The sequence below is a fragment of the Ruegeria sp. B1 genome (assembly GCF_056535885.1).
On record NZ_JBQFJA010000001.1, the window covers coordinates 1,302,854 to 1,315,127 of the forward strand.

The 12,274-nt window shown below is 57.4% G+C and carries 9 protein-coding genes and 1 pseudogene; all 10 read right to left on the minus strand.

From position 1 onward, the window contains the following. Positions 1–135: 135 nt before the first annotated feature. Positions 136–1,449, minus strand: a complete 1,314-nt coding sequence (locus tag ACR3ES_RS06320) for an alpha/beta hydrolase family protein (protein ID WP_170436425.1) — start codon at positions 1,447–1,449, stop codon at positions 136–138. A 187-nt stretch (positions 1,450–1,636) separates the two neighbouring features. Further along, positions 1,637–2,753 (minus strand): annotated as a pseudogene (locus ACR3ES_RS06325) (IS3 family transposase). Positions 2,754–2,792: 39 nt separating this feature from the next. Next, positions 2,793–3,575 (minus strand): NAD(P)/FAD-dependent oxidoreductase, encoded by a 783-nt coding sequence (locus ACR3ES_RS06330; RefSeq protein WP_480425043.1) that lies wholly within the window; start codon positions 3,573–3,575, stop codon positions 2,793–2,795. Between the two features lie 51 nt (positions 3,576–3,626). Then, positions 3,627–3,767 carry a cytochrome bd-I oxidase subunit CydX gene (gene cydX / locus ACR3ES_RS06335; RefSeq protein ID WP_170436407.1) on the minus strand — a complete coding sequence of 47 codons (141 nt, stop codon included), beginning with the start codon at positions 3,765–3,767 and terminating at the stop codon, positions 3,627–3,629. Positions 3,768–3,782: 15 nt separating this feature from the next. Beyond that, the gene (gene cydB / locus ACR3ES_RS06340) at positions 3,783–4,946 is read right to left on the minus strand and encodes a cytochrome d ubiquinol oxidase subunit II (RefSeq protein ID WP_170436404.1); all 1,164 of its coding nucleotides are present in this window, start codon (positions 4,944–4,946) and stop codon (positions 3,783–3,785) included. 5 nt (positions 4,947–4,951) lie between these two features. Continuing rightward, positions 4,952–6,595, minus strand: a complete 1,644-nt coding sequence (locus ACR3ES_RS06345; RefSeq protein WP_170436399.1) for a cytochrome ubiquinol oxidase subunit I — start codon at positions 6,593–6,595, stop codon at positions 4,952–4,954. A gap of 82 nt (positions 6,596–6,677) precedes the next feature. Next, positions 6,678–8,318 carry an amino acid ABC transporter ATP-binding/permease protein gene (locus ACR3ES_RS06350; protein WP_480425045.1) on the minus strand — a complete coding sequence of 547 codons (1,641 nt, stop codon included), beginning with the start codon at positions 8,316–8,318 and terminating at the stop codon, positions 6,678–6,680. Continuing rightward, a complete protein-coding gene (locus tag ACR3ES_RS06355) occupies positions 8,315–9,985 on the minus strand; it encodes an ATP-binding cassette domain-containing protein (protein WP_170436393.1) in 1,671 nt (556 codons plus the stop codon). Before ACR3ES_RS06355 ends, ACR3ES_RS06350 begins: the two co-directional genes overlap by 4 nt. A 10-nt stretch (positions 9,986–9,995) precedes the next feature. After that, the gene (locus tag ACR3ES_RS06360; RefSeq protein WP_170436390.1) at positions 9,996–10,709 is read right to left on the minus strand and encodes a helix-turn-helix domain-containing protein; all 714 of its coding nucleotides are present in this window, start codon (positions 10,707–10,709) and stop codon (positions 9,996–9,998) included. Between the two features lie 51 nt (positions 10,710–10,760). Next, positions 10,761–11,975 (minus strand): TsoY family (seleno)protein, encoded by a 1,215-nt coding sequence (locus tag ACR3ES_RS06365; protein WP_170436387.1) that lies wholly within the window; start codon positions 11,973–11,975, stop codon positions 10,761–10,763. Positions 11,976–12,274 lie beyond the last annotated feature (299 nt).

Below are 12,274 nucleotides of genomic sequence, written 5' to 3' on the forward strand. Positions count from 1 at the left end.
GAGAGCGGGCCGCCGCGCCGGTTCATGTCGCGTCCGCAGTCGAACCAGGACAGAAACTGTCCAAGCCGGTTGGGGCGATCATTTCTTCAGCTAAGGGGTGCTGTGCACCCAGCAGCCGCGCGGCCCACGCCTGTGTCAGTCACATGTGTTGGAATAGTCGAGCGAGATGACGTCGTGCGCCTTCACCCGTGCGCAGAGGGTTCGGTTCTGTGAAATCGGCACATCGGGTCGAAGATGAGCGTCCAGGAAGGCCGCTGACGTATCTTTCAGCGCGGCGTGCCAAATCGCTTTGCCATGACCGAAGTCATGCAGGTCTACCCAGCCCAAGGTTAAATCCTCATGCGAGCTGTCGTCCAGCGTGAGGACGGTCAGATCGTTTTCCGCCCGGCTGATGAGCGCGTGCGTTTCAACAATGAACCGTTGTTCGAGCCAGGCCCTCAGCGTCTCCGGATCAAGATCGGCCGAGGGGGAAGCGCGAAGCACGGCAGCGACATAGCCATCCGGGTCATGCATGAATCGCAAATGCGGGTTTCGGATTGCTTCATCTTGACGCGAATGATCAGTGCCGTCGATGTTGATTGATACTTTGCAACGTACCTCTCGATCGCAGAAATGACGTGCCGATGCACCCCCAAAGGAGTAACCGACGGCCCCAACGCGCGTGAGATCAAACAATCCAGTCAGATCACTTGGAATCCGGCCACTGTTCAGTGCTTCAATCTGGGACAACACGAATTGCATATCTTGAACCCTGAGTTCCATAGTGTTGCGTGATCCGAACAGAACCTCTGTAAGGAAGTAGTGATAGGAGGACAGAAGGTTCTGGGGCGGCGTCGTTCCAATCGGGATTCTCGACAGGACAACAGCCTTTTCGTCCGTAAAAACAAGGTCGGGATTCTGATCGTCGGCCGGAAGTGCCAGATCCGCGTAGTCCAGCAGCTCAGCGCTCTGGTACGCAATGGCTCCATCGTTGAGCGTCACTAGGCTCGCATCATAGGTGTGCCCAATCGATACCACGATATAGCCACGGCTCACCAGATACTCGAAATAGGCATCGTTTGCTTCCACTGCACCGCCGCTACCGTGCGAATACAGGATGACGGGCAAGGGTGCCGTTTCAGCGGGGGGCACATCCATCACGGATCTGCTTTCCCTGAGGCTTTTGCGCAAAACCTGCAGCATTTCGTCAGAGACGTCCGGATCGAGCGCGAAATCCATGTCTTCAGTATGAAAGCCATAGTGGTGTGGCGGCATGCTGACGTCGCCACGTTCGGCGGGATACCATATCTTGACCATCAGCATTCGATCAGCACTACCTGCGACGCCAGTCAGGATGTTCGCCAGTTGAGGGTCAAGATTGTGGATGATGTGAGCACTGGAGAAGACATGGCGTTGCACGCCGACATATTCATCGGACAGCGCTGTGCTGATTGTTGTCGATGCAAGCATCGCAGCGGTTACGAGTGTTTTAAAAAGCAAAACGGGAAACCTTTCTTAGGTTGTTGAACGGAGGCAGTGATCGAAATCAAAGCCGAGCCGCGTACAAACGGGGTGTTCCCGATCCTTCGTATCTTTGTCGTCTCAGCGAATTTGTAGGGACACGTTTTTTGTATTATCCGGTTGTCCAGCCCCAATTCTATGGGCCAGTTTTGAGCAAGGTTTCTGGAACGGGCGGTCGCATGTTTAGAGCCTGATGGGGTCTGACACGATTGTACTGTCTAAGCCAGGTATTGATGACGATCTGAGCCTGTTTGGTGGTGTGGAACCATTCTGCGTTGAGGACTTCCCGGCGCAGAGTGCCATTGAAGCGCTCGTTGTATCCATTCTCCCAAGGTGATCCCGGGTAGATTTGGATCGGCTTAATGCCCACCTTTCTTAACCAGGTCTGCAGGGCCGTTGCGATGAACTCCGCGCCGTTGTCGGAACGGATGTGTTCGGGCTTCCCGTGCCGCAATAAGAGTGGGTAGAGCGCATCCAGCACGTCTGCGCTGTTCATCTTCGGCTTGACCGCTACGCAGAGCGCCTCACGGGTATACTCATCCAGCACCGTCAGCATCTTGTAGCTCTGTCCGTTGCTCAGCTTGTCGTGGACAAAGTCAATGCTCCAGATGTGATTGGGATGTTGCGGTCGGAGCCGGATGATCGAGCTGTCCTTGTGGTACAGCCGTTTGCGTTTCTTGTGCCGTTGTGGGAGCTGCAAGCCTTCTTCGCGCCATAGTCGTTCGATCTTTTATGATTGACTGCCCAGCCTTCGACACGCAGCAGCTCGGCGACCTTGCGGTAGCCGTAGCGCCCATACCGTTTGGCCAATCGGATCATCGCCAGACGTAACGCCTCATCATCCTTTGGCGCTGCGCGGTATTGCAGCGTGCTCCGCGCCAATCCAATCACGCGACAGGTGCGCCGTTCAGAGGTTGCCAGCTTTTGTCGGGTGTGGACCACGGCCTGACGAAGCTGGTCTGCCGTCAGGCCTTTGGCTTTAGATAATCAAGGCTCTCCTTGAGAATGAGTTTGTCCAGTTCAAGCTCAGCCACGATTTTCTTGAGCCGATCATTCTCTTTCTGCAGCGCCTTCAGATTGGCCATCTCAGATCGTCCCATCCCACCAAACCGCTTGCGCCATGTGTAATAGGTCGCATCACTGACACCAGCCGTTCTGCACGCCGTCGCGACATCCGAACCAGATGCCAGGCCCAGCTCAATCTCGCGCAAAAGCCGCAGAATATCTTCGTCCGAATACCGTTTCCGCGCCATCAATCCCGTCTCCAAAACTAAGCCAACTGTGGCACAGTTTTAGGGGGCCAAGACACGGGACATCATCGTGTCAAAACCACGATCCTCAAACAGCATCCGCACCTTTTCGTGGACAATCGGCACGCTGAAAAGCGACGATTGCGGTGCGGCATAGACGATGTTTGTCTTTCCGGAGTTTCCTGCCCGACGTGCAATGTCGTCGATCAGGAACGTGTGCTTGAGAGGGGCACCGGCGCACTTCATCTCGGTTTCAGGACGCGTGAAAAGCCCGGTGCCACCTTCCTCGGTGAAACGGCTGGCCGCCGCCCAGGTCCGCGCAGCATATTCCGGGCCGGCATAGAGCGCCCCGATCCCGTTCTCACCCACCATATCGAGGCTGAAGCCTTCGATGGCACCGTGATCCAGAATCAGACCCGGTGCCACGACAAGCCAATCATAGATCAGCTGTTGGCCCGTCTCCGTGGACACGGTCTTACTTTCGGCGTCGACCGCCACAACTTTTTCCGCAACAACGGACACACCGTCCGGCAACCAGTCGGCATTGTTCGAGACCACGTAATCGGCAGGCTTCAAACCCGCAGCGACCAGCGTAAGGCCGGGCTGATACAGATGATTGGGCCGAGGATCGATGATCGTGATCTGTGCCCCGTCGAGACGTCGCACAAGCCGGTTGGCCAGAGAGGTTCCCGCCGCACCCGCCCCGATGATGATGATCTTGGCCGATGTCTGGATGGGTTTAACATCTGCCGCGCCTCCCTTCGGCATAAAGGTGGCAGCACTACCGCTTGCAATGGCGGCTGCCAGGAATTGTCTTCTATCCATACGTCCTCCTTCGGTCGGATTGCCGGTGTCCGGCAATGCCTTCCTTTCTCCCTACGTGCCAACGTCTGTTGGCGATGGTTCATGATTGTCTTCCGCCAGTTTCCGGTCGCGCTGAATCTCCAGCCACATGGCGTTCATAACGGCAAAAACCGCGGCGAGCGGAAGCCCAAGCAGCCAGGCGAAATACCACATATGTCGCCTCCTTTCTCAGTAGACAGTGTCTGAATTGCCGGTGACATCGGCCTCGGTGACCTTGCCCCACAGCACTTTGTAGACCCATGCGGTGTAGGCCAGGATCAGCGGCATGAAGATCACGGTGCAAACCAGCATGATGAACAGCGTCTGATGCGACGACGACGCATCCCAAACGGTCAGGGAACTGTTGGGATCTACGGTCGAGGGCAGGATGAACGGGAACATTGTCAGGCCGACCGAAGAAATCACGCCGGTGATCCCGAGTTTGGACCACAGCAGTGTCGAGACTTCCTTGCCATCAATCAGCCCGCGCAAGGCCAGTGCCATACCAACAAACCCTATGACCGGGGCGGCGATGATCCAGGGCCGCTGCGCGTAAGCCGCCAGCCATGATCCGTCACGGGTCACGTCTGAGTAAAGCGGGTTTGACGGGCCATCGGTGACCACCTCACCGACCAGAGCAAAGCCATCAATCCCAATGGCCAACCAGAGACCGGCCAAGGCATAACCACCAATGGCGACGGTCCCGGCAACCGCACCAATGCGGCGCGCGCGATGTGCCACCGGTCCCTCGGTCTTGAGGCTGAGCCACGCCGCGCCGTGCATCATCAGCATGGCGAACGACACCACGCCGGCAAGCAAGGCAAATGGACGCAAGAGGCCAATGAACTTGATCAGGAAGCTGCCATCATAGCGCGGCATCAGCATGTCATTCAGGTGGAATGGCACACCCAGAAGCACATTGCCGACCGCCACGCCAAACAACAGGGCAGGGACGGCTCCACCCGCGAAGAGGGCCCAATCCCAGCCGTTTCGCCACGTCGCGCTGTCACGCTTTGAACGATATTTGAACGCGACGGGCCGGACAATGAAGGCCGCGAGCACGACAAACATGGCCAGATAGAAACCCGAAAAACTGACCGCATAAAGCGGTGGCCATGCAGCGAAGATCGCACCGCCTCCAAGAATGAACCAAACCTGATTGCCCTCCCAAACCGGGCCTACGGTGTTGATGACCACGCGCCGCTCAACGTCAGTTTCGGCGACGAAGGGCAGCAACGCGCCGACGCCCATATCAAACCCGTCGGTCAGCGCGAAACCGATCAGGAGGACACCCAGCAACACCCACCAGATGATCCGCAATGTTGTATAATCGATAAGTTCATGAAGGATCATTGGACTTACTCCGCAGGGGTTGGGGTTGCAGCGGGGTGGGTTGCGGCAGCCGATGCAAGACGACCCTTACCGGTATGCGGGCGCAGGCGATTCACATGCCGGGTTTCCCAGGCGTCTGTTTCTTCGATGTCCTGAAACGGACCCTTGCGGATGTATTTCAGCATCAAACCCACTTCGATCACGAAGAGGATCGAATAGAAAAGCATGAAGCCTGCGAGTGTGATCAGAAGGTCCTGAACGCTTAGGTGGCTGGCTGACAGTGCGGTTGGCAGAACACCGTCCACAGTCCAGGGCTGGCGTCCGAACTCCGCCACGAACCACCCCATCTCTGCCGCGATCCACGGGGTGGGAATAGTACATACGGCAGCCCATAGCGCCCAGCGGGGATAGGTTTGTCCCTTGAAAGACGAACGATAGAAGAAATAGGCCATGACACCGATAAACGCGAAGCCCAGACCCACCATGATCCTGAACGCCCAGAACAAAGGCCAAACCGTTGGAACGGTGTCCTCGGCAGCCTGTGCAATCTGCGCGGGCGTCGCTTGGCGCGGGTCCTCCACATAGCGCAGCAAGAGATAGGCAAAGCCCAGATTGCCCGCGTGTTCTTCAAAGGTTGCGCGCACCTCCTGCGGCGTCGCCTCTCGCTGGTCCCGAATTGTCTGAAGCGCGTCATAGGCGACGATACCGCTTTGCACGCGCCCGTAAGCCTCTTCTACCAGCTCTTTGATACCGGGAATTTCTTTGGTCAGCGACCGGGTGCTAATCAAGCCCATAACCCAAGGGATTTCGATTGCGTAATGCGTCTCGCGTGCGTCCTGATCCGGAAACCCGACGACCGTGAAATGCGCAGGCGCTTCGTGGGTGTCCCACATCGCCTCAATCGCTGCGAGTTTCATGCGTTGTGTGTGGCTGGCCGAGTATCCGGACTCGTCCCCCAGCACGACCACTGACAGCGCCGCAGCAAGGCCAAAAGACGCAGCCACCGTGATTGAGCGGCGCGCCAGTTCGACATGGCGGTTTTTCAGCAGGTACCACGCCGAAACACCCAGTACAAAAACCGACGCCGTTACATATCCCGCAGAAACCGTATGAACGAATTTTGCTTGTGCCACCTCGTTGAAGAGCACGTCGAAGAACGAGGTCATCTCCATGCGCATCGTATCGGGATTGAATTCGGCGCCGACCGGGTTCTGCATCCAACCGTTTGCGATCAAAATCCAAAGGGCCGAAAAGTTCGACCCAAGGGCGACGAGCCATGCAACGACAAGGTGTTGCACACGGCTCAGCTTGTCCCAGCCAAAGAAGAACAATCCGACAAAGGTCGCCTCGAGGAAGAAGGCCATCAGCCCTTCGATCGCCAGCGGGGCACCAAAGATGTCACCGACATAGTGGCTATAGTAGCTCCAGTTCATGCCAAACTGGAATTCCATGGTGATTCCGGTGGCCACGCCGAGGACAAAGTTGATCCCGAAAAGGGTGCCCCAGAACTTGGTCATCTGCCGCCAGATCGGTCGTCCCGTCATGACATAGACGGTCTCCATGATTGCAACGATGATGGACAGACCAAGGGTCAGCGGTACGAAAAGAAAGTGATACATCGCTGTCATCGCGAATTGCAGGCGCGACAGCTCGACGACATCAAGCTCCATTCCAATACTCCTGAGTTTCGTGCACGGACCGGGCAGATCAATCGACAGCCGAGTCGGGCTCCGTACTTCTTCAGGAGTTGGTTTAAGCCGTTGCCGAGAGTTCTTCGGTGACATCGTCACCAAACGGACGCGCAAGATGCAGCCTGGTATCGAAGATCGGATGATCCGCGCCGCGATGCATCGCCGCGATGATCAAAGTCTCAGGCAAGGCGCGGCGCACCCCGCTCAACACGGCATTTGCGGTTTCCGGATCCAGCCCTTCCGTCGGCTCGTCCAGTAGCAGAATCTCGCTTTTTTTCAGTATGCTACGCGCAATACACAAGCGGCGCGCCTGACCGCCGCTGAGCCCCTTTCCCCCTTCACCCAACTTTGCATCCAAGCCCCCTCGCTCGGAAACAACATGCGCAAGTGACGCGGCATCGAGTGCGGCCCAAAGATCGCCGTCGGCATAATCATCGGTGAGTGACAAGTTGTCACGCACCGTGCCAGCAATCAGAGCGCTGCGCTGCGGTACGCTGGCCACGATCCGACGCAAAGCGGGTTCTGGCCAATCTTGCGGCGGCGCCCCTTTAACCGCGATCCCGTCGGACTCGACCAGCCCGGCGATCTGGAACAGCAGTGTTGACTTCCCCGCGCCGGATGGACCAGTCAGAACGACCGCTTGACCGCGCCCAATCTCAAGTTGGATATCCGGCCCACGAATAGACAGTAAGGGTTCGCCGGGATCAAAACAGCACTCAGCGACGTCGTTACTTTGCGTGGTCTGTGGTCCAACCCTACCGCCCGCCAAAACCATGCGCCCAAGGTCCGACATACCCCGTCGCAGCGGCAGAAAGGCCTCTGCCAAAGCCAAGGCTACAAAGAAACCGATCACAGCAACAGCTGCTCCGACGTCACTGCGCTCGATCAGGGTTGCCCCCGCGACCAATGCACCGGCACTCACAATTGCCACCAGGACCTGCATCTGAAAACCGGCAGCACGCTCTGCTTTGTCCAGTTGCCGAACAGCGGCGCGCGCGCGTTTTTCAATTCGGAGGAGCTCTTGCTCAATTGCGGGCAGTTTTGAGGCGAGGATCAACGCCTCGCGATCACGGATCATATCGATGACCTCGCGCCGAAGCATCTGACTGCGCTTCTCTGCATCTTGCGAAGGCGCAATGCTGCGCTGGGCGAGCCGATACAGGATCGCGGCACCGGGCAGCAGATATCCAACGAAGACCACGCAGGCGACAGACCATCCCACAACCCATGTCAGCGTCGCAAAAACCACTAAATGTGCAACAAGCACTGCGATAACCGGCAGTACTAGGCGCAAAAGCACCCCGTCGAGCGCATCGACATCAGAAACAACACGGGTCAGCGCCCCTTCGCCTCTGAGCTGCATCAATTCACGCGCATCGCCGCGGGCAAACCCGCGCAGGAGAACAACCCGGAGCGCTGAAAGAGCACGCAAAGTCGCATCATGCGTCAAAAGCCGCTCTCCATACCGTGCACCGGCGCGACCAAGTGCCAGAAAGCGAACGCCCGCCGAGGGGCGGAAGACATCAAACGCGATCCCGATTCCTGCCAGCCCGGCCAACCCGGTCGCAGTGATGAACCAACCAGACAGACCCAATAGTGCAGCCCCCATGACAAGCACCACAATCATCAGGGCCGCGCCGCGCGCCATGGCCCAACGGTCGGCATTCAGCAGGATCAACACGATGTTGAAAAGGGGCTTCATGGCTGAAGCTCCAATTGACGATCCATGGCCGAGGCCAAATTCGGATCGTGGGTGGCGGTGATGATCGTATGACCCTTGGCTTGCAATTGCCGCAAAACAGCCGTGATCCGCTGGGCCGTTTCGTCATCTAAATCTGCGGTCGGTTCATCCGCCAAAATCAGATCGGCGTCGGACAGGATCGCACGCGCCAGAAGAAGCCGTCGCGCTTCCCCACCAGAAACACCGCCCCCGGTTTCCCCAAGCCGCGTTTCAAGCCCGGCGTCGAGCCTGCGCACGACGCCATCCGCATCCGCTAGCGCCGAGGCGGACCAGGGATCGCGACCTGTTCCCTCTACGTCCAGCCAGTCACCAAGCGGCGTGTTGGAAAAGTGAGGGTGTTGAGGCACAAGGGACACACGTCTGCGCCAGGCATCCGCATTTGTATCCTTCAATACCTGTCCACAGACAAACAGGTCGCCCTGAACCACCGGCACCAGACCTGCTATCGCGGCTAGAGCGGTGGTTTTGCCAACACCGCTTGAACCTGTGAACGCGAGGCTTTCACCTTGCCGGAGCGTGAAATCCGGAAGCCGAAACCGCCGCTCTGCAATTGCCGCGACGGCGCCGGATGTTCGAATGGCCAGGGGTCCCGCTATCGCTGGCGCCTCGCTGCCTTTACCAACAAAATCCGAACGCTCTGCCGCATCCAATGCATCCAGGTCCGCGACAACCGCAAACCCTGCCGCACGATCGTGCCAGGCGGCAGCCAGTTCCCTGAGTGGTTGAAAAAACTCTGGCGCGATCAGCAGCAGAAACACACCCTGCGCCAGCGAAAATTCACTGCCCCAATAGCCGAAGCTGATCTCACCAAGCAGGGTGAAGCCTACAAAGACCGCCACCATTGCGACACCCAAAGCAGAAAACAGCTCCAGCACCGTCGAAGAGAGAAACGCGATTTTCAGGACGGACATCGTGCGTGCACGCAACGCCTCGGCGCGCGCTTCGAAATCAATTGCCGTGCGGTCCAGTGCACCAAGCAAGCGGATGTCGAGCATGGCGGTCAGCCGGTCCAGAACCATATCGTTCATGGTCCCGATTTCGTCCATCTGTTTGCGAGACGCAGTCTCAGCCGCCATTCCGACCAGAGCCATGAACACCGGGATCAGCGGGCCCGCAATCAAAAGGACAAGGCCCACAACCCAGGACTGCGAGAATGCCAGTATCACAAAAAAAGCGGGCAAGACCAACGCCCGTGTCATCGCGACGTGATACCGGGTGATCCAAGGATGCAGAAGCGGCAGTTTCTGAACAACCAAAGCGGCGATCTGTGCCGAACCCACATCTGCACGCGATCGGGCTTCGCGACCGATAAGCTGAGCGCGTTCTCGCGCAATCGTTCGATCCGCAGCATCATGCAGCAGGTCACCGGCCCGATACTCCAAGGCCGCCCGCACCAACGCACAACCGAATAAAACCAGTGCTGCAATCCAGGCATGATAAACGGGCGAATTCCCGGTCGCCCAGCCGGACACCGCCCAGGCTATGGCGCCAGCCTGAACCGGCCAAAGCGCGCCTGCCAGGATCGAAATCCAACCGGCGAGGCGAAGCTGCCGGGCGATCGGGGATATGATCCGGTCCTTGGCCCGCCTATTCACTGCGGCAGCTCTGTCGGTGTTTTCGGTCCCCATCCTGGCACATTTATCCGTCCAAGCACTTGTATTTTAGGGATGTCTTTTCTGCATCCAGATCTGAGGGACAAACGGAAGACAGACCGTTTGCTAGATGCCTCAGCGCTACCGGTGCCGTTAGCTGAACAAGCCCTCGTTTTTGCAGGACCCAGTTGCGTTTTGCAAAAACCTGCAGTTTCCTCGAAATCACTTCTCTTGCGGTCAGCAAATCACGCGCTATTTCACCATGGGTTGCGCGGACCTCTCCCGACGTCGCATGCGCCAAAAGCCAGTTCGCAAGCCGACACTCCAAAGTCATGACGTTCTTGGACGATAGCCGGGCAAAAAAAGTAGGAAGTCGGGCGGCGTGGGTTCCGAACAGCGCGCGGCGGAACTTCATATCACCGTGAACGAGAAGGATGAGGCTTGTGGGCGACAACTCGATCCATGTGCACGGTACAGTACAGGATGCACGCACCGAAATATCGCGGTCCGACAAAATGGCAGCCGTGACCGGCATGCAGTCCTGACCGCTTGTCGCGCGGCATTCAGCCCATGGAACCTGCCGGCCTGCGGTCCGGAACTGCACATTCAACTTGCCGTCTGTCAGGAAGACAAAGGCCCTTGGACGCCCTTTCCAGTGAAATGCAGTTTGACCGGCCTCTGCCGAGTTGGACCTACCGCCCGCATCGAGAACGGCTTGTTTCAAAGAGAATTTTTCTATGGGGGCTTGCGGAACGCTCATTTTGCCTCCAGCGCCCGGCTCATCGGAGCCAAGCGATTCCCGCGATTTGGGTCACTCCGCCGGCACCGCGCCATCATCGATCTGCCATCCGAAGTGACGCCGGTTCAAATGCAGCACCAAAAGGATCATTGCGATCTGCACAGCAACAGCCAACGACGTCAAGGACCAGTAAGCGATACCGAATTTGTTGATCAGCCCGGCCCCGACCAGACCCTTGTTGATCCAGAAATGCAGCATCACGGTCAGGGCAACGCCCGGGCAAACCAGCGCATAAGACCCCGCCGAGATTCCCTCTCCGCGTAGAAAGGCGTCAGCATAATTTTGGCGTTTAAGCACCAGAAGGCCCAAGGCCAGGAATACGCCCTGAATCGCAAGAAGCGTTGTGGTCAAAACCAGATTGTCGGCCATCCCGCCATGCGTCTGAAACGTCGTGTGCAGCCCGTGTTCCTGTCGGATCGTCATAATGCCAAGGATTGTCAGGATAGGGACAACCACCATCAGCGTCGGCGCGCTTTCCTTAGAGGTGCCATGGTGCAGCATGGAATTGAACGCAACAATCGCCGCAACCAACGCATAAACTGCTGCAGTGGTTCCCAACATGATGGACAGAACAAGCGATATGCTCACCGTCAAAGGAACATTGCTCATCGCGGCGGGGGCCGACACCCCGACTGCCGTCATGGACAGCGCAAAGGCCGGCAGCAATTGCGCGAACGAGTTGTTGGCTGTGACGTCAAAAACACCTCCATCGCTCAGGACGCGCCCCAGAAACAGGCCAATGCGGCGGAACGCCATAAAGGCGATCAGACCAAACGCGATCATGGCCAGTGGAAACAGATACTCAACAACACTCCATAAGTCAGGCACAAATACCAGACCAACAATGAAGCACGCATTCACACTCATCGCCAGCGCGAGGGGCATGGCCAGCAGTTGGGTTTCTCCGTTAGAATTGGTCAGCTTGGTGAACCCCGCCGTCGTCTTGAATTCGGAAAACTGTATGAGGTTCCAAACCAGCAGTTTGAGATTCAATATTGCGAAACCGGCAATGCCAATCACCGCCAGAACGATGGCGACCCTCAACCCGAGGCTGCCGGCGATGAAAGCCCCCAGAACATCCTCGAAAACAGGCACAGGCTGGTCTGGATGCGGCACCCAGAACATCAGGAACATGAAGAAGGTAACGGCAAGTCCGCCGGCCCCCAATGAGGCCAGAAAGTACAGTGGAGACCAAGTGTCTGCAGGTCGCGTTTTTGAAAGGTACATGGTTTAGCTCCAGTTTTCTGGATGCTCCTTGCCATGAAGCTCTCAAAACCGATGGTGACATGATCACAGTCCCGTAGAATTGGATCAGATTTTTGAAAAACAACACCGCAAGGGATGTGTCCCGAAGTGTTGAACAATCAGAGCTAATCCCTGTTGATGGCATCGAGATTCACGGTGTTCGCACCGCTCCTGTCGATCCCAATCAACTCCTCCCAACTTCGTGGGTGTCAGACATCAGCGCTCAAGGAACAGAACAGGTTGATTAATGAGCGGAGGATTTCAGGATCATCATAACCATT